This window comes from Vibrio sp. OPT41 (assembly GCF_015163595.1).
Classification (GTDB): domain Bacteria; phylum Pseudomonadota; class Gammaproteobacteria; order Enterobacterales; family Vibrionaceae; genus Vibrio; species Vibrio alginolyticus.
In genome coordinates this window covers 288510-310747 of record NZ_JADDYH010000014.1, presented here as the reverse complement: position 1 = coordinate 310747, position 22238 = coordinate 288510, and the positions used below count along the sequence as shown (strand labels likewise).

Sequence of the window (22238 nt, the reverse complement as noted above, 5' to 3'; positions counted from 1 at the left end):
ATGCAAAGTAAAGTTGTAGAACGCAAAGCAAACCCTGAGTTGAGTGAAAGTGGAGTTTCTTCTGAGAAAGAATTTATCAATAAGATACTAGATCAGCGAAAAGAAGGTCTTAAAATCAGGCGGGAAAACCTGATCAGTCTTGGTGATTTCGCCATTGACCAGGTTCGCTGGTATACCTGGTTTCAAACCTCGCATGAAGACGAACAAATTTGTACATTACGTCTTTACGAAACTTCTCTAATGGGCGCTTGTTATCATCGACTTGCTATGAATCCCAATGATGAATTAACTATCAAGATTCTCGACTATCCTGAAGTAAAGTGGGACGGGGAAGGCATTTTAAAAACGGGGTGCATAAATCCTAATAGATGGATTGATATGTATTTCATATCGACAATTGTGCGTGACAGGCCAAGTATGGACGTATTGGCGAACTTTCCAATTTCTTTGATGAGGCAGAGCTCTACCAAAGCGGGTGAGCTGTCTTATATGCTAGTAGACGTAATTCAGTCGTTCCACAACCGCACACCGGATTATCCTGATAAGCTGGTTGCAGCAATGGACGCAGCGGTAGCTCAAGGGAATAACTGGGCGTTGGAAATTGCGATGGGGATCCTAGAAACCTTCGCAGCGCTCACTACTAATATTGGTTATGATTTTGAGGAAGCGCTCGTTAAAAACCTACAGTTCCAAGAGAAATATCATCTTAGAGAATTAGGACCAGATAGGATAGGCATCAGAACTTTTATCAACTTCCCTCTGCTTGGCATGGCTTGCATGTGGTACGACAAAGGCAACCGTCTATCTGTTGAAACTGGTTGGCTTCCTCCCTATCTTGTCGAAGGACGTTGGTTAGAAGATGTAAAAGCAGGGAAGATCACTCGATAAACCCCTTTAGTTAGCAATTCCGTATATGAGCCACCTCTCATGGGGTGGCTTTTACGTTTATGGTAGAGAGTTTGCTGTTTGTTGAACCATATAGTGCGCATTGTGTTGGTGCACTAAAACCATATTGGTCCATTTATTAGCATGTTAAACACCATTTCAAGAATACGTAATTTTATTAAAGTTCATACAAAACAATAAATTAAAGCGTAAGTGTTAGAAATATAAATTATGGAATGAGAATTGCTCTGTTAGACGCTCTATAAATTAAGTTCACCAAATTGGTGATGAGCCTAACTTTGATGCATGCTGGTTTTGCTTTTCTTGAAGTAGGAACCGTGCGCCAAAAGAACCAAGTTAATGCTTTAGTTAAAATCTTGGCCGATTTCGGTATATCCGCCATCGCGTATTTTTTCATTGGATACTGGGTCGCTTATGGCGGCACCTTCTTCGCTGATGCTGAGACATTATCTCAAGGCAATGGTTACGAGTTAGTGAAGTTCTTTTTCTTGCTGACCTTCGCTGCAGCGATTCCCGCTATTGTTTCAGGTGGTATCGCAGAACGAGCTCGTTTTTATCCGATTTTAATCGCAACATTTTTCACTGTCGGTATTGTATACCCACTATTTGAGGGAATGATCTGGAACGGAAACTTTGGTGTTCAAGCTTGGTTTGAAAATACCTTTGGTTATGGCTTCCACGATTTTGCAGGTTCAGTCGTTGTGCATGGTGTTGGCGGCTGGATAGCGCTTGTTGCCGTCGTGTTTTTGGGCATGAGAAAAGGCAGAGTTCGAGCAGGAAAGCACACCAACTTTGCACCTTCGAATATTCCGTTTTTGGCTTTGGGAGCTTGGGTCTTATGTGTGGGGTGGTTTGGCTTCAACGTCATGTCAGCTCAAACTGTGTCAGGCATAAGTGGCTTGGTGGCTATGAACTCATTGATGGCAATGGTCGGGGGCATTGTCGCGTCACTGTTGGCTGGTAAGAATGACCCTGGCTTTATTCATAACGGCCCACTAGCTGGCTTGGTTGCTGTATGTGCGGGCTCAGACTTAATGCATCCTATCGGTGCTTTAGTGACAGGTGCGATTGCTGGCGTGCTATTTGTTTATCTTTTTACCCACCTACAAAACAAAACCAAGATTGATGATGTGCTAGGTGTCTGGCCTTTACACGGTGTATGTGGCGCTTGGGGTGGTATTGCCGCTGGGATTTTTGGTCAAAGCGCATTGGGTGGGCTAGGTGGCGTGAGCATTATCGTTCAGCTTCTAGGAACGCTTTTGGGCCTTTCCATCGCAGCGCTTGGTGCACTTGTAGTCTACGGTGCGATTAATACCAGTATGGGACTGAGGCTTTCAGAAGAAGACGAATTCAATGGCGCTGACCTAGCCATTCATAAAATATCTTCGACCAACGAGGATTGAGGCCAATATGGGAGCGGCATAAAGCCGCTCTTTTAGCAATTGTCTTTCTTGGCTTGGCCCGGAGGACAGAAATTACCATTACCTCGATGGTCATCATCATTGGTGCTGACTCTTACCTTTACATCATCGACTTCGCCTTCAACATTGGTAAGTTGACAGCCTGCCAAAGTCAGAAGCAATGTAAACGTTAGAGATACTTGTCTCATTGCTGTTCCTCTTAAATTGTAATTCTAATAGTGACCATTACGACTATGGTCTAATCCATATTACTACTGTTGCTATTCTTTCAGTGTTAAGCTAATGAAAAAACAGCAAGGATGAGTTATGAATTTCCCTTATAGAAATATTGTAGTACTTACTGGTGCAGGTATCTCGGCCGAATCTGGTATTCAAACATTTCGTGCGCAAGATGGCCTATGGGAGAATCACCGTATCGAAGATGTAGCAACGCCTGAAGGGTTTGCTCGCGATCCGGACCTTGTTCAAGACTTTTACAACCAACGCCGCAAGAAACTTCAAGATAATGCGATAAAGCCTAATGCAGCGCATGAAGCATTAGGTCGTTTAGAGGCTGAGTTAGAAGGTAAAGTGACGGTCATCACTCAAAATATAGATAACCTTCACGAAAGAGGCGGCAGTCAGAATGTGATTCACATGCATGGTGAGTTGCTCAAGGCCCGCTGTAGTGAATCTAACCAAGTAGTAGAGCACAATGAGGACATTAAGACAGGCGAACTTTGTCACTGTTGTCAGATCCCTTCACAAATGCGACCACATATTGTTTGGTTTGGTGAAATGCCACTGCGAATGGGTGATATCTACGCGTCATTAGAAGAAGCAGATTTGTTTATTTCTATTGGGACTTCTGGCGTTGTGTATCCCGCAGCAGGTTTTGTTCATGATGCAAAAATGCACGGCGCACATACCATTGAAATTAACCTAGAACCTAGTGCGGTAGAAAGTGAATTTGAGGAGAAACGCTACGGAAAAGCAAGCGTTGAGGTTCCAAAATTAGTTGACGAGATACTGGCTCTAGAAGGAAAAGAAAGAGCGTAATAACTTCAACAGGAAGAGTTTTTGTCTTGTCATTAAGAACAAAAAAGCGGCTCATGAGCCGCTTTTTCATATCTTTAAAACTAACGAATTAGTTGTTCACTTTTAGCTTTTGGAAGTACTCATCGTATATTACGCTCGCTTCGCCAACTTCATCTTGCCAAGTACCGCTGTCCATCACTTCTTGTGGTGGGAAGATGCTTGGATCATTAGCAAATTCTTTCGGTAGCAGATCGTGTGCCGTTTTAACTGGCGTAGGATAACCAATCTCTAGTGCAATCTTAGCTGCGTTCTCAGGACGTAGTAGGAAATCGATCATCTTATGAGCTGCGTCAACGTTCTTCGCACCAGCTGGAATTGCTAGGCTGTCCATCCAGAAGATAGTGCCTTTTTCTGGCCAGATGATGTCGATGTTCGCACCTTCTTGACGAGCCATGTATGCAGAACCGTTCCAAAGCATGCCTAGTGAAACTTCACCCGCAAGGTAAGGGTTTGCAGGAAAGTCTGAGTTAAATACTAATACGTTTGGCATTAGCTTTTTCAGTTCTTCGTAAGCGGCTTTGATTTCTTCTGGGTTAGTCGTGTTTGGTGAGTAACCAAGCTTAGTCAATGCAATGTGGAATACTTCGCGAGAATCATCCATCAGCATTAGTTGACCTTCCCACTTACTATCCCAAAAATCATCCCACTTAGTAACCGATGATTTGTCTAGCATGTCAGCATTGATACCAATACCGGTCGCACCCCAAATGTATGGGATAGAGTAGTTGTTGTTCGGATCGAACGGTTTGTTTAGGAAGTTAGTATCAAGATCGGCAAAATGAGATAATTTCTCTTTGTCGATCTGTTGTAGCATGCCTTCTTTACGCATTTTAGAGACGAAATAGGTAGACGGTACTACCAAGTCGTAACCAGAACCTTGAGTTTTTAGTTTTGCGTACATACTCTCGTTAGATTCGTATGTAGAGTAAATAACTTTGATTCCGGTTTCTTTTGTAAAGTCTTCAAGAACTTCGTTTGGAATGTATTCCGACCAGTTGTAGAAATACAGTTCTTGATCAGCAGCCATTGCAGGGGTAGCGATGAGCGTCGCTGCACATAGAGCGCTTGCGTAGAATTTACTTTTCATTTGTTTTCCGTTTTGTTTCGCGATTGGACAAGTCAATACTAGCTGGAGTTATCGAGTTGAGCCAAATCGCAGTAAGCACAAATATGTTCATTTAGCTTGAATATCGTTGTCTCCTTGTTATGAGACGATAAATCTATGATACCAAGACAAATAAACCTAGCAACGCGCGATTATATCAGCCTAAGACAAAAATAGGCAGCGTATTGCTGCCTATTTTCCTATGGTTGATGACTTGTTACACAAGCTAGATTATTGTCCCGCTTTCAGCTTGAGGAAATAATCTTCGTACTTAACGGTTAGATCACCAACCGCATCTTGCCATTCAACGCGGTCAAGGTCTTCTTGAGAAGGGAACAGTGGGGCAACGTCTTTAAACTTAGCATTCGATTCTTCCACCGCCGTTAGGTAGCCAGTATCACGAGAGATTTGCTCTGCGATTTCTGGGCGCAGTAGGAAGTCAATCATCTTGTGAGCGGCTTCTACGTTCTTCGCACCGGAAGAGATAGCGAAGTTATCAACCCAGCCGATACCGCCTTCTTTAGGAAAAACGAGTTTAAGGTTCAGGCCTTCACTTTGTGCCGCTGCGGCGCTACCGTTCCAAAGCATACCAACGCCCACTTCACCAGACATGTAAGGTGCGCCAGGGTTGTCAGAGTTGAAAACTAAAACGTTAGGCATCAACTTTTGTAGCTCAGCGTACGCTTCATCGATTTGCTTAGGGTCTTTTGAGTTACCTGAGTAGCCAAGTTTACGCAGAGCGATATGGAACACTTCACGAGTGTCGTCCATCAACATTACTTGACCTTCAAGCTCAGGCTTCCATAGGTCAGCCCAGCTTTGGAAGTCGTTTGGATCGTACATATCTGCGTTAACCGCTAGGCCTGTAATCGCAACAACGTGTGGGATAGAGTAGTCGTTACTTGGATCGTAAGGCTTGTCTAGGTAGTTTTTATCTAGGTTGCCGAAGTTTTTCAGCTTAGTCTTATCGATCTTTTGTAGCATGCCTTCGTCACGCATCTTCGCCACGAAGTACGTTGAAGGTACTACCAGGTCATAACCTTGGTTATGGGTTTTTAGCTTTGCATACAAAGTTTCGTTCGACTCGTAAGTCGAGTAGATCACTTTGATGCCAGTTTCTTTAGTAAATTGCTCTAGGATATTACTGTTGATGTAAGGACCCCAGTTCATAAATACTAGTTCTTTATCATCCGCTGTCGCTGTACCAGAGAACAGAGAAAGCGCACATGCACTACCAGCTAATAGAGTAGCCCATTTTTTCATTGACGTTAGCTCCAAACCAAACGTTGTCCAATTTTGGACGATAGATAGAAAAACAGAATGGCATGTAACCATTCTGTTTCGTGATGTTAACAGGTGCGGATTCTACTTCACTTTTTCTCTTGCTAGCAACTGAGAAATTACTACCAAGACCAAAGAAACAATCAACATCACCGTTGCTAGGGCGTTCACTTCCGGTGAAATGCCCACCTTAACCATGGAGTAAATCTTCAATGGTAAGATTTCGTATGTTGGACCCGTTACAAACGAGCTGATGATCACATCGTCCAAAGACAGGGTAAAGCTCAGTAGCCAACCTGCAGCAACCGCTGGTTTAGCAAGAGGAAGGATGATCTGTTTCAAGATTACCCATTCGCTTGCACCAAGGTCTTTTGCAGCTTCCAACATTTTCACATCAAAGCCATTTAAGCGGCTGTACACTGTTACCACAACGAATGGTAGACAGAAGGTGATGTGAGCAATCAATAGAGTAAAGAAGCCAAGCTGCGCGCCTAATACTAGGAACAGAGCAAGCAATGAAATCGCCATAACAATATCTGGAGACATCATCACGACAAACAGCATGCCGTTTACCGCACCTTTACCTTTGAACGAGTAACGGAATAGGGCAACGGCCGTTAAGCTACCAATGATGGTTGCTGCTGTCGCTGAGAATACCGCTACGTTCAATGAATGCCATGCAGCTTGCATTAGGCTGTCGTTATTTACTAAGGTTTCGTACCATTTCGTGGTGAAACCACCCCATTTCATACCAAATTTGTTGGCATTAAATGAGTTAACAATTAAGACGATGATTGGCAGATACAAAAATGCATACACCAGCGCCATAAAGCTAAATCTAACTGTGCGTCCCATTAGTCTAGCTCCACTTTCTTATTCAATAGTTTGCCTGCTCTGTAGTAAGCGTAAAGCATCACAGCCATTGCGAAGGTGAGGGCGATACTGGTCGCAGCACCAAATGGCCAGTCACGAGCGTTCAATACTTGGCTCTTAATAACGTTACCAATCAGTAGGTTCTTCGCACCACCAAGAAGGTCAGAGATGTAGAACATACCTAGTGCTGGTAGCAGAACCAACAAACAACCACCGATAATGCCAGGCATTGTAAGAGGTAGAATCACTTTCGTAATGGTTTGGAACTTGTTCGCACCAAGATCTTTCGCCGCCTCGATATAAGTGTTGTCCAACTTCTCGATTGCCGAGTAAAGCGGCAGAATCATAAATGGAAGCAGGATGTACACAAGACCAATCATTACTGCTGTTTCGGTGTACATAATACGTAATGGCTTATCGATGATTTCCATCGCCATTAATGATTTGTTCAAAATACCTTGTGTACCCAGAACAATCTTCAGGCCGTAAGTACGGATAAGAGAGTTTGTCCAAAAAGGTACGATAACTAAGAACAACATGAATGGGCGCCATTTCTCTGGCATTTTCGCTATGATGTAAGCAAATGGGTAACCAATTACTAAACACAACAACGTCGCCACAATCGCCATGTAGAACGAGTGCATCAGCACTTTCGCATACAAGGGGTCGAGTAGACGTAAGTAGTTGTCGAAAGTAAATGTCATTTCGATTAAGTTTGCTTCATCACGCGTTAAGAAACTCGTACCGATAATCATCACATTTGGTACCAACACGAAAAGTGTTAACCAACCGACGATTAAGGTAATGATCGCGTTTTGAAGATTAATCTTCTTGCTTATCATTGAGGACTACCTCCCAACTCTCAACCCAAGTGATAGCGACTTTCTGGCCAAGTGAGTGGTCCACATCAGGATCATCTTCGTTAAAGAATTCGCTAACCATTACACGCATGCCTGAATCCAATTGGATAACGGAATCAAGCGTCATACCTTTATAGGTACGCTCTGTTACGTGACCTACGATGCCTTTTTCTTCAGACTCTTTGATCTCTTCGATACGTAAGTCTTCTGGGCGAAGTAGTACTTGCAGTTTTTCACCTGCTTGCGCTTCCTGATCGTAGTAAACAACAGACTCGACACCTTCGATTTCTGCACGGATACGTTTCTCGTCGATACGCTCTAGCATGGTTGCGTTGAATACGTTGATCTCACCGATAAAGCGAGCAACAAATAGGTTCTTCGGCTCTTCGTAAATCTCACGTGGAGAACCATCCTGCTCGATAACACCGTCGCGCATAACAATAATGCGGTCAGACATCGATAGGGCCTCTTCCTGATCGTGCGTAACGAAGATAAAGGTAATACCAAGTTGACGCTGAAGCTGTTTAAGCTCGATTTGCATTTGCTTACGCAGTTTGTAATCAAGTGCAGATAGAGATTCATCTAGCAGCAGTACTTTTGGTTTGTTAACAACCGCACGCGCAATGGCGATACGTTGTTGCTGACCGCCAGAAAGCTGATGAGGCTTACGCTGAGCCATTTTTTCTAGGCGCACCATGCGTAGCGCTTCCATTACTCGTGGTTCAATGTCCGCAGTAGGCGTTTTCTGCATACGAAGACCAAAAGCGACATTCTCATATACGGTCATGTGTGGAAACAATGCGTAACTTTGAAATACCGTGTTGACGTGCCTTTGCTCTGCAGGAACCTGTGTTACATCCTGGTCATCCAAAATAATTTGACCGTTATCTGCCGTTTCAAAACCTGCAATCATGCGTAAAACTGTTGTCTTACCACAACCAGAAGGCCCGAGAATCGTCAGAAATTCACCATGATTAACATCCAGATTTAAATTACCGATGATTTCCTTACCATCGAAACTTTTACTAATACCAGATAAACGAATAACTGGCTTTCCTGCTTGCGGTTTTGCGTTCAACGTCTGTATTTCCCCCACGTTCAAGCCGGGATTATCCCAGCTGATGTGACACTAACCATTCACTTTTGAGGCGCGCATCATAATCACCAAAAGTGTGAAATTAAAGCATTTTCTTATCTTGAAACAGAAATAATTTTGCAGGAAAAAGCCATCATTCCTTACCATACTGTTTTTATGAGATTAATTGGCATCTAGACACAGTTTGATAGCACTAAACTTTGTTCAACAATTGTTTCAATTTCATGACCTTGAAAGTGGTTAATTATCAACCATACAGTTGAGATTGCAAGGATTGTAGGTGAGTTGTGATGTTAGATGTGGAAAGATTTCTTTATAATGACGATTACATTAATTGACTGGAATTCCAGTCAAAATTTTACAAGTTAGTCTTGGATAAACTATGAACGACGATTTTGAGAAAGATTTCAATCTTGGGGGGAGTGTAGAGCGAGCTTTGTCTGGCAACTACGAGCTTAAAGCTGGCGCGGTTTTTAACGAAGCTTGGCGAGCAACCATCCAGCACTTTTTATCATTTTCTCCTGCCATTATTGTATTGCTTTTTGTCCAGTTAGGTATTTTCTATATTGCATTAAAACTGCAGTTGGGCGATTTGAGCGTTATTCTTGATGCATTTGAGAACCCAGAGTCGTTCACAAACGATATTGTGTCTTCTATTTATGTCGCGAATTTCAGTTATGAGGTGATTAGCGCACCAATTTATGCGGGGATCAGCTTGATGGCTATGAGCCATGTCGCCGGCCTGAAGACTAAGTTGCGCCATGTTGGAAAGGGGTTGCAGTTCACCATTCCTGTTATTCTAGCAACGCTCATGAGCTTAATGCTACAAGGTGTGGTTGGTATGATTTTTCCTTTACTGTCGCTGTATCTTTCCTTGGCATTTAGTCACTCTATTTTGTTGATTTGTGAGAAAAGGGTGCCACCAATGCAAGCGTTGCTGTTATCACTTCGCGCAATCAACAAGAAGATTTTTGTGGTCGCGGGGCTTTACTTAGGCGTGATGTTAATGTTTATTATTGCAGCAATGTTCTACGGTATTGGCTTGATTTTTGTGCTGCCATTCTTCTTCCATTTGAAAGGCATACTCTACCGCGAAATGTTTGGAATTAAGCTTAAGATCGTTACAACACAGAAAAACGATAATGATCACGATGGTAACTCACAGGTGTTTGATGCCTAATTCTTTGAAATCAATAAGTTTACGAGTGGCGGCAACCTGTATAGCCGCCACTTTTATTTCTATAGGCCCATATTTACACTACGAGAAACAGTTTAAATATGTGGAAAATCCTGACGTACTCTCTGGCAAGATTAAGCATGTCGATTTATCACACTTGCCATACATCGGTGATATCCCAGACTTCAATTCAATAAAAGATACGAAAGAGAAAAAAGCTGCTTTTTTTGATTTTTTAAGGCCTAAAATTGCTCTTGAGAATCAACGAATTCGTCATGAGCGTGCCTTTCTTACCTCTTTAAAGGTGGGACAAGTGACGCAAGAACAACAAGAGTATGCTCAGCGGTTATCATCTCTGTATTCGTTGCCCTTGAGTAACGATAAGATTGATCAAGCATGGCTAGACGAGATGCTTGTGCGAGTGAACGTCTTACCTGAAGCCTTGGTTCTAACTCAAGCGGCAAATGAATCTGCGTGGGGCACTTCTCGTTTTGCTACTCAAGCAAACAACTTGTTCGGCCAATGGTGTTATAAAAAGGGCTGTGGAATTGTTCCAGCGCAACGTGGCGCTAACAAAGTTCATGAAGTTGAAAAATTCGATTCTGTACAACAGTCTGTTCATGGCTACTTTATGAATGTTAATCGAAACCCAGCGTATGCAGACCTGCGTGAAATCAGAACATCTCTGGCTGAAAAGAACAAGGGCTTGTTAACGGTTGCAACCGCGTCAGAGTTAACGCATGGGTTGCTAGCCTATTCTGAACGTGGCATCGCCTATGTACACGATCTTCGCGCTATGATTCGTCATAACAACGCCTACTGGACGCAATAAAATAACGGATAAAATGAAAAAGTTAAGCCTAAGTCTATTGGGAAGTGCGGCGCTAATTCTTGTATCGCCGATAACCCAAGCTCAAGAGTACATGTTCACGTACTCAAAGTTATACACTCAACTAAAAAACAACAATAAAGAAGGGCATGACGATGTGAAAGTTGGTGTCTTTTTTGTGGACGCAAAAACTAAACAAATTTGTACGATAGAAAAAGCTTGGATGGAAAAAGAAGAGCACTATGAAGAGTTTGTTATCCCTGCTTCACAAGAGTTGCCTTTACCTGTTGATAAAAACTTAAAGTCAGCGAATCCGTTGGTTTTTATCGATACCCCAAAAGATACACGTTGCGATTACTCACTTGTCGTGATGACCAAAGAACCATTACAGGGTAACGTTTCTTACGAGCAACTTAAGCCTCTTCTACCTCAAATGCAGACGATGCTGGAAGATTTAGGCGGTATGTTTGCGGGTTGGTTTACACCGGAAGTTCAAGGTGTGACGATGGAGTTTGCAAATCAACTGAATGATAAAGTGATTTTCTCAAACGGAACCGAAAAGCCAATTGTCAATGGCAAGATACAAGTCGCACTAAGTGAAATAGGGCAAGGTGGCACAATGACACTACCAGAACCGACGATGCGAGTGTTACCTTATCTACCTAACGCAAAGAAATGAACACTGAACGTTTAGAAAGGGCTGCAATCGCAGCTCTTTTTTAATTTTGACCGTAACTAAAGTATCTTTCACACTCTTTTCTTAAAGACTCAATAAGACAAGCATTTAATCCTGCGTAAAAAGCTCGTATAATCCACGCCCCAAAGAAACCCATGTTAGGAAGTCCTAGTCGATTTATCGGCGATGTGAGAGCCCGCAATGAACCAAATAGATACAAGAAAAGAAACCCTAGAATTCAACAAGCTTCAGAAACGCCTAAGAAGACATGTTGGAAATGCCATTACTGATTACAACATGATCGAAGAAGGCGATGTTGTAATGGCATGTATTAGCGGTGGTAAAGATTCATTCGCGATGCTTGATATCCTGCTGAATCTTCAAAAAGCCGCACCGATCAAATTTGAAGTGGTTGCGGTAAACCTAGACCAAAAACAACCGGGCTTCCCTGAGCACATTCTGCCAGAGTATTTCGAAACACTGAATATCCCTTACTATATCGTCGATAAGGACACGTATTCCGTCGTAAAAGAGAAGGTACCAGAAGGCAAAACCACTTGTGGTCTGTGTTCACGCCTGCGACGTGGTACGCTGTATTCATTTGCAGAGAAGATTGGTGCAACTAAGCTTGCGCTAGGTCATCACATGGATGACATCGTCGAAACAATGTTCTTGAATATGTTCCACGGCTCTCGCCTTAAAGCGATGCCACCAAAGCTACGCTCTGATGATGGCCGTAACGTGGTCATTCGTCCATTGACTTACTGTCGTGAAAAAGATTTGATCAAATACGCTGAGCACAAGGATTTCCCAATAATTCCGTGTAACCTTTGTGGCTCTCAAGAGAACCTTCAGCGTCAATCTATAAAAGCAATGTTGATTGAATGGGATAAGAAGACGCCAGGGCGTGTGGAAGCAATTTTTAAATCAATTCAAAACGTAAGCCCAAGCCAACTAGCAGACCGCGAATTGTTCGACTTTGTTAACTTACCGCTAGATCGTGAAGGTAACCGCGAAGAGTATGAATTTAATGAGGCTGTCGTTTCTTCGACGAATATTGATGAATCGATGTTCATCGATGTTACGAACATCTAACTCGTAAAAAAGGAGGTCAATTAGACCTCCTTTTTTGTACCCAACGCTTTAACTGTTCCCAAACAAAAATCCCCCTGTATTCGGGGGATTTATTAGCGCTTATTTGAAAGCGCTCAATACATAGCAATACTAAAGAGAGATTAGGTTGCTGTATTTGGGTCGAGAGGGCTAATGTAGCCTTTTGGTTTTAGAGCCAACACGTCGCAATTTATTTTATCAATTACGTGCTCCGCTGTATTACCAATAAAGACAGCAGAAAGCCCTGTTCGCCCTGTGGTACCTAAAATAACCATTGCTGCGTTCAAGCGCTCTGCAGCTGCCGGAATGACATCTTCAGGTAAACCTTGCTCAACTATCGTTTGTTCTTCATCAAGACCATGTTTTTGGCGTAGTGCTTTCATAGCCGTTAAATGATGACCTCGCACTGCATCGGTATAAGTCGTTGGGTCAAATTCAGGAAGTTCAATCGTAATGTTCGCCGGTGTAACGGGGTAGGCGTTAACAAGATATGGCTTGGCCTCAAGCCGAGTGGTGATTTCTTTTAATCGCTCGACCATCGTATCGTTGAGATCAATATGAGTCGGGTTTTCTGAGCCCACATGTACTGAGGCAAGGATACTTGCTTGTTCCGGCCAAGCAGCATTCTTAATAAGAAGCACTGGAATAGGGCATTTTCGCAACAAGTGCCAATCTGTCGGTGTGAAAATGACAGACTCTAAAACATCATGCTTACGTGTGCCTTTGATGACTAGGTCATGATTGCCTGCATAGACTTCAGCAATAATCGCCTCATAAGGGCGGTTGTGCCAGACAACACAAACATCAAAGTCGAAGCCATCGTTTAGGTATGGTTGAGCAATTTTACGCATCCACTGCTCACGCTGATGAATGACACCTCGACGCATAGCATCTCTTTCATCCACTGATAGCATTGACGTCATGTCATACGAGAAATCGTAAATGGATAAAAAGAAAGTGATTCGGCTTCTAGATACACTTTTCTGAGCTAATTGAACAGCTCTTGCAAGTGCGGGCTGCTCATCATTATTGATGTCAGCTACAACAAGGATCTTACTGTATATACTCATAACTAAGCCCACTTCTATTGCAAAACCAGATACTGAATGTAAATTAAATCAGTATTTTGGAGTACTCACCGTACATTTTTACTGTAGCTTAGTTTGGAGAACTTTTTGAGGACTTTCGAAAGGAATTTATGAGAAATATGATGTAGCTCATTTTTGAGCTACATCAATAATTAGGGTGTATTATTCTTTAGTTACACCAGCAAGTTCCATCAATGCATCGTGGTCTAAGATAGTGATATATTTACCTTTTACGCTTAGGATCTCAGATTTCTGGAAACGACCTAACAAACGACTGATCGTTTCGACTGTAAGACCAAGGTAGTTGCCAATATCACCACGAGTCATAGTTAAACGAAACTCTCTAGGGCTGAAGCCACGCTGAGAAAAACGCGTTGATAGGTTGTAAAGGAAAGCAGCTAGTCGCTCTTCTGCGTTCTTTTTAGAAAGAAGCAAAATCATTTCCTGATCACCTTTAATTTCGTTACTCATCAAACGCATGATTTGCTGGCGAAGCTTAGGCATTTTACCCGATAGATCGTCTAAAATTTCGTATGGGATTTCACATACCATCGACGTTTCGAGTGCTTGAGCAAAGCTAGGGTGGGAGTCACCAGTGATAGCATCGAAACCGACTAAGTCTCCAGCTAAGTGAAACGCTGTGATTTGCTCATCACCTTGCTCTGTGATCGTATAGCTCTTGATGGTACCAGAGCGGATAGCGTATAGCGATTTTAGCTCATCACCGGCCTTAAAAAGCTCTTGTCCTTTTTGAATAGGCTTCTTACGTTCGATGATTTGGTCAAGCTGATCAAGTTCTGCCTCATTTAGAGTGAACGGGATACACAGTTGACTAATGCTACAATCTTGGCAATGAATGGCGCAACCGCCTGATTGGATACGCTTTGTTGCAGGTTTTTCAGAAATCATAACAACCTTTCACTATTTGATATACATCAATATTTTAGCATCGCTTAATCCTAAAGGGTAGCAAAAATGTCACCTCAATAGAGTTTAACGTTATATGAAACCGAGTAACGCTAAGGCTCCTACAGCGGTATACGTACCATAGCCAATAAGGATTAATGCTGAAATATTTCTAAATATTAATGATTTTTGTAATTTCTGAAAATGATTGGCACCGTATCCAATAATAAGCATTGCAGGTAGCGTTCCGAGCCCAAACGCAAGCATAATTAGGCCGCCGTTCATCGCACTACCAGAAACCGCCGACCAAGTAAGCGCTGAATAAACTAAGCCACATGGTAACCAACCCCAAATAAAGCCAAATGGCAACGCGTGAAGAGGATGCTTTAGTGGCAACAGATTCTTCCCTGCCGGCGAGATAAAGCGCCAGATATACTGCCCTAGCTTTTCTATTAAAAGTAAGCCTTGCCACCATTTAGCAATATACAGCGCGACCAGGATCATGAATAACGCAGCAATCAGCCTTAACCAAGCAAGAGAGTGCGTTAACCCACTAAGCTCAGATAAACCTGATATAGCACCACCCACTAATGCACCTATTAAGGTATAACTGATCAATCGTCCGAGGTTGTAGAAGAGGGGGATAAGAGGGGTAGTTTTATTTTTAGCAGAAGAGCCCATGGTAAGTAGAGACGCGATACCACCACACATACCCATACAATGACCGGCTCCTACTAAGCCGATCATCAACGCACCGATAAAATCAGGAGTCATAAAGGTCGCTACTTTTTATCACTATTAGATTGGTCTTCTTCGTCGAGAAGAATGTTGTGCCCTTGCCGTTCAAGATCTTCAAACTGATCGCTTCTTACCGCCCAAAGAAAAACGGCGACAGCAACACAAACGAGAACGATAGCGATGGGAATCAATATATAAAGACTTTCCATGTTTGCTTTCTCTACTTATTTCTCTTTGAGCAGGCGCAAAGAGTTAGATACAACGATAATTGAGCTTGCAGACATGCCAACTACTGCAATGTAGGGAGCCACTAAACCTGCGACCGCCAAAGGCAAAATTAACAGGTTGTAACCCAAAGACCAAGCCAAGTTTTCTCGAATAATCTTTCTTGTACGCAGTGCAAGCAAACGTGCTTCTAGTAGCTTTTCGAGATTATCCCCAAGTAACGTCATATCTGCAGAAGCTTTAGCGACATCTGTACCACCGCCCATTGCGACAGAAAGGTGAGCTCCGGCGAGAGTCGGCGCGTCATTGATTCCATCACCAACCATCATAGTGATACTGTTTTCGTCCAAGCTCTTAAGGTATGCAAGCTTATCTTCTGGCTTTGCTGACGCGACGATGTGATCGATACCAATTTCATTCGCCACTGGTTGGGCGTTTGAGAGAGAATCACCAGTTAGCAGGGTTGTCTTAATTCCAGCGTCAGCAAAACGTTGAATAAAGGCTTTGCTTTCTTTTCGGATAGGGTCGCGGTAGTAAAAGCTAGCGACATGCTTGCCATCAACCGACAGATAGACCGCCTGGCTTTCACCACTTTCTTTGCCTTGAACAAAAGCAGCACTACCTATCTTAACGATTTTGCCATTCCACATACCCTCAATCCCTGAACCAATCACGTTTTGCACGTCAGACACGATAAAGTCATCATTGGTGTAAGTTGCAAAAGAACGAGCGATAGGGTGGTTTGCATGAGCCTCTAAAGCTGCAGCTAGTGATAGACAATCTTTCTGTGGGAGATCACTAAGTATCTTTGTTTCACAGATCTCAATATCACCTTTCGTTAGAGTGCCTGTTTTATCTACAACTAAGTGGTTGATCTTACATAGTGTCTCAAACACATGGCCTTTACGTAGTAAAATGCCAAAATTACCCATTCTAGAGGTAGCACAAGTGAGTGCGGTCGGTGTGGCCAGAGATAGCGCACATGGACACGTAGCGACTAGCACAGACAGCATGATCCAAAACGCATCATCTGATTTTGTTTGATGCCAGTAAAACCAAGTACCAGCAGAGATAATAAGAATCACACCAACAAAGTAACGGGCGACAATGTCTGCAATTTCCGCAATTTTAGGTTTGGAGTGTTGAGCTTCATCTTGTAAACGCACGATGTTAGAAATCATTGAATCGGCCTTTGAGCTTACTACCTCAAGTTCAAATGATTCGTCTCCGTTTAGCGTTCCCGCATAAACAATATCGCCTTCTCGTTTCACAACATGCACTGACTCACCCGTTAGCATGGATTCATCAATATGAATACGGCCTGAAATAACTTTACCGTCAGCGGGGATATGTTCACCAGGTAGAACGCGAATACGAACGCCAACTTTTAGCGTCTTCACGGGTATCTGATCACCGTCCAGCGTTGTAGCAATTGCCGGAATCAACTTAAGAAGGTTACCACTCGCTGCAGCAGCTTTGCGACGAGCGCGCATCTCTAAGAATCGACCTACTAACAAAAAGAAGGTAAACATCGAGATAGATTCAAAGAAGACTTCGCCTTGTTCAGTTACTGTTGCAACTAAACTTGCAACATAGGCAAAGATCAACGCAATAGAAACCGGGACATCCATACCAAGGGTTCGGCCTTTGATACTGCGCCATGCGTTTAAGTAAAATGGAAGAGCGGAATAAAGCAAAACAGGAGTAGCAAAAATCAAACTTACCCAACGAAAGTAACTTTTAAACTCTGGCTCTAAATCACCAAAGACTTCGAGATACAGTGCAACGGCGAGCATCATGATCTGCATGGTTGCTAAACCTGCAATACCTAGCCGATATAGATATTGCTTCATCATTCGATGGTAAGAGGCTTCTTGCTTATCTGCTTCAAAAGGTGCAGCTTTGTAACCAAGTTTATGAATAACGGAAAGGAGCTCGCTTAACCGTACCTGAGTTTTATCCCAGGCTAGTAACGCTCGATTGGTGGTTGTATTAACACGGATAGATACCAACCCGGCCGTATTAGAAACTTGCTTTTCGATTAACCACGCACAAGCGGCACATGAAACGCCTTCCAAAGAAAGGGTTACTTCAGAAACATTTTCGCGATTTCGTACGAATTCAGATTGTACATCCGCATTGTCATAATGAATTAAAGCTTGGAGTTGCTCTGGTACTAGATCTGCCTTTTCTGCAGGCGCAGTGCGGTATTGGTAATATGATACAAGACCACTATCGACAATAGTCTGCGCCACAGTTTCGCAGCCCGGACAACACATGTCGCGAATTTCACCCAATATTTCTACTTTGAAATCCGTGTTGGCTGGTACATCTTCACCGCAGTGATAACAGGATTTACACATATGCTTACTTCATTAACGGTGTTGAAGAGGCAGGAAACTCAACTTTACCTTGGATCATCCATTGCTTGTCGTGTGGTTGTAGTTCAACAAACCATGGTCCTTGAATAGATTCCTCAGCTTTTAGTCGGTAATTACCAGATGCATCCGCTGTTACAAGCTTTGTGAAGTCACGATCAGGAAGAGTACGATGAGTGAAAGTGGCCGTTAGAGCAGGGTAATGAGGTAGCTTCCCTTTAGCGAAAACAATCACAACATTGTTATTTTCAGAGGAAATCTCAGCGTTAAGACCTAGGTCACGAGCGACATTCATTTTACTAATGTCGATATTAATGCCTTTGCCTTTTTTATAGTAATCCTCGGCGACTAAAGAAACAGAGTTGTTCGAGAAAACGACCACAGTAATCACAGTCCAAACTACGACAGTAAGAGGAAGGATGATTAGGAACCACGGCCAAAATTGTTTATACCAAGGCTTTACCATAAAAAAGTTCTCAACAGCTAAATGAAAAAATGTAAGGCGTTAAATTTAAAGGAAAGACAGCCCCTATGAAAGGGGCTGTTATTGCTATGTTACGTAATATCTCAGTTACTTACTCTCTGAGTTACTTAAACTCCAGACATATGAGGCAACGAGCTGAACTTTATCTTCACCCAAAATGTCTTTCCACGCAGGCATTACGCCTGAGCGTCCGTTCATTACGGTTTCTGTTACAGCTGCACGAGAGTCACCAAATAACCAGTCTTGGTCTGTAAGGTCAGGCGCACCGACTGCAGGGTTACCCTTACCATCCGTACCATGACAAGCAGCACACACTACGAAGCGTGCTTTACCTGCCGCGGCTTCACGAGCATTTACTTTACGACCAGATAGACTAAGTGTGTAACTTACAACTTCTTGAACACCTTGCTCACCAAGGGCATCTTTCCATGCTGGCATTTGACCAATACGGCCGTGCATGATGGTTGTAACGATCGCTGATGGCTCGCCACCATATAGCCATGCATCATCAGTCAGGTTAGGGAAGCCTTTCTGACCACGTGCATCAGAGCCATGGCATTGAGAACAGTTTTGCAAAAACAAACGCTGACCAACTTTTAATGCTTCAGGATCTTGCGCAATTTCAGGAATTGGGCGTAGACCACTGTCATTGTGCGCAAGTTTACGGAATGCTTCGCCGAAGTAAGCGTCGGCATCATCCAGTTCTTTTGCATATTGGTTTAGTTGCTTGTTCTCTTGTGCTGCAGCGATGGCTTCTTTTGACTCTTCTAGTGAGCGAACGGTTTGAGCCGAACTCTGCCAGTTTAAAAAGCCCTTGAAGCTACCTAGACCTGGGAATAGGGCAAGGTAAACTGCTGCGAACACAAATGTGCTTACAAACAGGTAAGTCCACCACTTTGGTAGAGGGTTGTTTAGCTCGCGAATACCATCGTACTCGTGGCCCATGTCTTCCCCTTCCTCGACGCCCATTTTATCTTTAGCGCACCAAGTCAGGAGAATCGCACAGCCTACTAGCGTACCGACAGTAATCACGATAATCCAGAGACTCCAGAATGTAGTCATTACTTCTTCACTCCTTGGTTATTAGGGGTCTTTTGTTCTTCGTCAGCAAACACCAAGTTGGCATCTTCTTCAAAGCGTGCTTTACGCTTTTTACTAAATGCCCACCATACGATGCCAATAAAACTAGCGAAGAGTACAACGGTATAAATACTATGAATTGTACCGAAATCCATATGATCCCCTTACTTCATTGCATGACCAAGAGACTGAAGGTAAGCGATGATTGCATCCATCTCTGTTTTACCTTCTACTTCTTTAGCCGAATTCGCGATCTCTTCATCAGTGTATGGAACGCCGAACTGATCACGAAATAGCTCAAGTTTCTTCTGAGTTAGCTTACCGTCTAAAACGTTTTCAGCTAGCCACGGGAAACCTGGCATGTTTGACTCAGGTACAAGCTCACGAGGATCTAACAGGTGAACACGGTGCCATTCGTCAGAATAACGACCACCAACACGAGCTAAATCCGGGCCTGTACGCTTAGAGCCCCAAAGGAATGGGTGTTCCCAAACACTCTCACCAGCAACAGAGTAGTGACCGTAACGTTCAGTCTCTGAGCGGAAAGGACGAACCATCTGGCTGTGACAGACGTTACAACCTTCACGGATGTAGATATCACGGCCTTCCATCTCCAAAGGAGTGTAAGCGCGCAGATTTTCTACAGGTTCAGTCGTTTGCTTTTGGAAAATCAGAGGAGTGATCTCTACAAGAGCACCCCAACTGATAGCAAACACGATAAAAATAGCCAACAAACCGACATTACGTTCTAAGATTTCATGGCGATTATTAGAATTATTACTCATTCTTAAATCTCCTTATGCCGGATGTGGGATAGCTTTTAGGCTTTCTTTAGGTGCACTTACCGTTTTGTACGTGTTGTATGCCATTAGGAACATACCAGATAGGAAGATAAATCCGCCTAGGAAACGTACAAAGTAGAACGGATAAGACGCTTCTACAGACTCAACAAAGCTGTAAGTTAGCGTACCGTCAGAGTTAACCGCGCGCCACATAAGACCTTGCATTACACCAGAGATCCACATCGCAACGATGTAAAGAACGGTACCGATTGTTGCTAGCCAGAAATGCACATTAACTAGACCAACAGAGTACATACGCTCTTGGCCAAATAGGCGAGGTACCAAGTGATATACAGAGCCGATAGAAACCATCGCAACCCAACCTAACGCACCAGAGTGAACGTGACCAATGGTCCAGTCTGTGTAGTGAGAAAGTGCGTTAACCGTCTTAATCGACATCATCGGGCCTTCAAAGGTAGACATACCGTAGAACGACAGTGAAACGATTAGGAAACGTAGGATAGGGTCATAACGAAGCTTATGCCATGCACCAGATAACGTCATAATACCGTTGATCATACCACCCCAAGAAGGAGCAAATAGAACCAGCGACATAACCATACCTAGAGACTGAGTCCAGTCTGGTAGCGCTGTATAATGAAGGTGGTGAGGGCCTGCCCAAATATATAGAGAAATAAGTGCCCAGAAGTGAACGATAGATAGACGGTAAGAATAAACAGGACGTTCAGCTTGTTTAGGAACGAAGTAGTACATCATACCTAGGAAACCAGCGGTCAGTAGGAAACCTACCGCATTGTGTCCATACCACCACTGAACCATCGCATCCACTGCGCCCGAGTAAATCGAGTAAGATTTACCAAGTGACACAGGAATAGCCATGCTGTTCACGATGTGAAGTACTGCTACTGTGATAATAAAGGCACCGAAGAACCAGTTTGCCACATAAATATGTGACGTGTTTCGCTTCACTAGTGTGCCGAAGAACACCACCGCATATGATACCCATACTAGCGCAATTGCGATATCAATAGGCCATTCTAGCTCAGCATACTCTTTACCCGATGTTAAACCGAGAGGCAAAGTAATGGCTGCTGCCAGGATGATTGCTTGCCAACCCCAAAAGGTGAAGGCAACGAGTGGGCCACCAAAAAGACGTGTTTGACATGTGCGCTGTACAACATAATAAGACGTTGCGAACAGAGCACTGGTACCAAACGCAAAAATTACCGCATTAGTATGCAGTGGACGTAAGCGACTGTACGTCAACCACGGCGTATCAAAGTTTAGCTGTGGCCAAACTAATTGAGCGGCAATCAAAACACCAACAGCCATACCAACTATGCCCCATAAAATGGTCACAAGGGTAAATTGGCGAACGACTGTATAGTTGTAGTTTTGTTCAAGCTGCTTTACTTGGCTCATTTGCATGCTTCCAATTTCTAATTAACTACACTTTTACTTCCAACACGACTTGCGTCGTAACACCACCCAAGTAAACTCTAGAATTCAAGTGTTATCATCACCTTATTTCCATTGCTGACTTTAATAAAAAGTGGCATTTTCAGCGTGACACTATACTTGAATTAACAATTCAATGACAGGGTAGTAACCTTACTGGACCTCTGGAAATCATTTTTTATTTAAAAAGTTTGAAGTTTGTAACAAGGATATTAGTAATTATGCCTGCACAAAAGTTAACAAAGGCGCGACTTGCACAAATCTTAATCATGCTCAGTGTTTTAATAGGCGCATTTTTCTGGCGTACCTTTACACACGAGAGTGTTAATAGCGTTGACTGTTCACAAAAAGAACGATGCGATGTAACAATTGAAGGAGAAATAATCACGATTAATAGTGACTCAATGGGAATTTCGCTCGAAACGACAGAAAGTAGCACTCTAAAAATTGATCTAAATCAATCTGGTAATTTTATCAATCTCAACGAAAAGCATAAGTCAGTAGAATGAGACATCATGCCTGAATCGAAAAAAATCACCTTTAAAAAAGGTGAAAACATTGTTGTAGTTCAATTATAAATACGATCTATCACGAGATAATCGTAACTTATTAATGAAATTAACACCTTCTTACCTAGAGAAAATTGGTTGGAATGGTATAACAG

22 protein-coding genes and 2 pseudogenes are annotated in these 22238 nt (G+C 43.0%); 8 read left to right on the top strand and 16 right to left on the bottom strand.

The features are described from left to right. A complete protein-coding gene (locus tag IQP38_RS05055) occupies nt 1-888 on the top strand; it encodes an immunity 49 family protein (protein WP_193837371.1) in 888 nt (295 codons plus the stop codon). Between the two features lie 296 nt (nt 889-1184). Continuing rightward, nucleotides 1185-2309, top strand: a pseudogene (locus IQP38_RS05050) (ammonium transporter); the annotation flags it as partial. Between the two features lie 32 nt (nt 2310-2341). Here the strand turns inward: IQP38_RS05050 and IQP38_RS05045 are convergent. Further along, nucleotides 2342-2515 carry a hypothetical protein gene (locus IQP38_RS05045; protein ID WP_005377524.1) on the bottom strand — a complete coding sequence of 58 codons (174 nt, stop codon included), beginning with the start codon at nt 2513-2515 and terminating at the stop codon, nt 2342-2344. Between the two features lie 118 nt (nt 2516-2633). Between IQP38_RS05045 and cobB the strand changes: the two genes are divergently transcribed. Continuing rightward, a complete protein-coding gene (gene cobB, locus IQP38_RS05040; protein WP_005377522.1) occupies nt 2634-3365 on the top strand; it encodes a Sir2 family NAD+-dependent deacetylase in 732 nt (243 codons plus the stop codon). A gap of 88 nt (nt 3366-3453) precedes the next feature. Here cobB and IQP38_RS05035 read toward each other — a convergent pair whose 3' ends face one another. The 5 genes from IQP38_RS05035 to potA form a co-directional block, all read right to left on the bottom strand. Further along, nucleotides 3454-4491: an extracellular solute-binding protein gene (locus IQP38_RS05035; protein WP_193837370.1), complete on the bottom strand. Its 1038-nt coding sequence runs from the start codon at nt 4489-4491 to the stop codon at nt 3454-3456. A 249-nt stretch (nt 4492-4740) separates the two neighbouring features. Then, nucleotides 4741-5772 carry an extracellular solute-binding protein gene (locus IQP38_RS05030; protein WP_017634902.1) on the bottom strand — a complete coding sequence of 344 codons (1032 nt, stop codon included), beginning with the start codon at nt 5770-5772 and terminating at the stop codon, nt 4741-4743. A gap of 102 nt (nt 5773-5874) precedes the next feature. After that, nucleotides 5875-6645 (bottom strand): spermidine/putrescine ABC transporter permease PotC, encoded by a 771-nt coding sequence (potC, locus tag IQP38_RS05025; RefSeq protein ID WP_005389180.1) that lies wholly within the window; start codon nt 6643-6645, stop codon nt 5875-5877. Continuing rightward, nucleotides 6645-7505 carry a spermidine/putrescine ABC transporter permease PotB gene (gene potB, locus IQP38_RS05020; RefSeq protein ID WP_005377512.1) on the bottom strand — a complete coding sequence of 287 codons (861 nt, stop codon included), beginning with the start codon at nt 7503-7505 and terminating at the stop codon, nt 6645-6647. Before potB ends, potC begins: the two co-directional genes overlap by 1 nt. Then, entirely contained in the window at nt 7486-8601 is a 1116-nt protein-coding gene (potA, locus tag IQP38_RS05015; RefSeq protein WP_017634901.1) for a spermidine/putrescine ABC transporter ATP-binding protein PotA, read from the bottom strand. The genes potB and potA overlap by 20 nt, the downstream gene beginning before the upstream one ends. Before the next feature lie 400 nt (nt 8602-9001). On the opposite strand from potA, the gene IQP38_RS05010 reads away from it, so the two are divergent. The 4 genes from IQP38_RS05010 to ttcA all read left to right on the top strand — a co-directional run bounded on the left by IQP38_RS05010 (nt 9002) and on the right by ttcA (nt 12396). Further along, nucleotides 9002-9799 carry a hypothetical protein gene (locus tag IQP38_RS05010; protein ID WP_005389175.1) on the top strand — a complete coding sequence of 266 codons (798 nt, stop codon included), beginning with the start codon at nt 9002-9004 and terminating at the stop codon, nt 9797-9799. Beyond that, nucleotides 9792-10628 (top strand): glucosaminidase domain-containing protein, encoded by an 837-nt coding sequence (locus IQP38_RS05005; protein ID WP_017634900.1) that lies wholly within the window; start codon nt 9792-9794, stop codon nt 10626-10628. Before IQP38_RS05010 ends, IQP38_RS05005 begins: the two co-directional genes overlap by 8 nt. A 13-nt stretch (nt 10629-10641) precedes the next feature. Further along, nucleotides 10642-11304, top strand: coding sequence for a DUF2987 domain-containing protein (locus IQP38_RS05000; protein ID WP_042522976.1), 663 nt, complete (start codon nt 10642-10644; stop codon nt 11302-11304). Between the two features lie 198 nt (nt 11305-11502). Continuing rightward, nucleotides 11503-12396, top strand: coding sequence for a tRNA 2-thiocytidine(32) synthetase TtcA (ttcA, locus tag IQP38_RS04995; protein WP_005377502.1), 894 nt, complete (start codon nt 11503-11505; stop codon nt 12394-12396). A gap of 140 nt (nt 12397-12536) precedes the next feature. Here the strand turns inward: ttcA and uspE are convergent, their stop codons facing one another. The 10 genes from uspE to ccoN form a co-directional block, all read right to left on the bottom strand. Continuing rightward, on the bottom strand, nt 12537-13484 hold the full coding sequence (gene uspE / locus IQP38_RS04990) for a universal stress protein UspE (protein WP_005377500.1): 948 nt from the start codon (nt 13482-13484) through the stop codon (nt 12537-12539). A gap of 180 nt (nt 13485-13664) precedes the next feature. Next, nucleotides 13665-14411: an FNR family transcription factor gene (locus IQP38_RS04985; protein ID WP_005377497.1), complete on the bottom strand. Its 747-nt coding sequence runs from the start codon at nt 14409-14411 to the stop codon at nt 13665-13667. 90 nt (nt 14412-14501) lie between these two features. Beyond that, a complete protein-coding gene (locus IQP38_RS04980; protein ID WP_017634899.1) occupies nt 14502-15182 on the bottom strand; it encodes a sulfite exporter TauE/SafE family protein in 681 nt (226 codons plus the stop codon). Between the two features lie 8 nt (nt 15183-15190). Further along, the gene (ccoS, locus tag IQP38_RS04975; protein WP_005377493.1) at nt 15191-15355 is read right to left on the bottom strand and encodes a cbb3-type cytochrome oxidase assembly protein CcoS; all 165 of its coding nucleotides are present in this window, start codon (nt 15353-15355) and stop codon (nt 15191-15193) included. Nucleotides 15356-15370: 15 nt separating this feature from the next. Next, nucleotides 15371-17734, bottom strand: a complete 2364-nt coding sequence (locus IQP38_RS04970) for a heavy metal translocating P-type ATPase (RefSeq protein ID WP_193837369.1) — start codon at nt 17732-17734, stop codon at nt 15371-15373. A gap of 4 nt (nt 17735-17738) precedes the next feature. Further along, entirely contained in the window at nt 17739-18215 is a 477-nt protein-coding gene (locus tag IQP38_RS04965; protein ID WP_005377489.1) for a FixH family protein, read from the bottom strand. 105 nt (nt 18216-18320) lie between these two features. Then, nucleotides 18321-19295 (bottom strand): cytochrome-c oxidase, cbb3-type subunit III, encoded by a 975-nt coding sequence (gene ccoP / locus IQP38_RS04960; protein ID WP_017634897.1) that lies wholly within the window; start codon nt 19293-19295, stop codon nt 18321-18323. Continuing rightward, entirely contained in the window at nt 19295-19468 is a 174-nt protein-coding gene (locus IQP38_RS04955; protein ID WP_005377485.1) for a cbb3-type cytochrome oxidase subunit 3, read from the bottom strand. The genes ccoP and IQP38_RS04955 overlap by 1 nt, the downstream gene beginning before the upstream one ends. A gap of 9 nt (nt 19469-19477) precedes the next feature. Next, nucleotides 19478-20098, bottom strand: coding sequence for a cytochrome-c oxidase, cbb3-type subunit II (gene ccoO / locus IQP38_RS04950; protein ID WP_005377475.1), 621 nt, complete (start codon nt 20096-20098; stop codon nt 19478-19480). A gap of 12 nt (nt 20099-20110) precedes the next feature. Continuing rightward, nucleotides 20111-21538, bottom strand: a complete 1428-nt coding sequence (gene ccoN / locus IQP38_RS04945; protein ID WP_005396488.1) for a cytochrome-c oxidase, cbb3-type subunit I — start codon at nt 21536-21538, stop codon at nt 20111-20113. A 257-nt stretch (nt 21539-21795) separates the two neighbouring features. Here ccoN and IQP38_RS04940 point away from each other — a divergent pair. Next, nucleotides 21796-22152: pseudogene (locus IQP38_RS04940) on the top strand (hypothetical protein). The last annotated feature ends 86 nt before the right edge of the window (nt 22153-22238 follow it).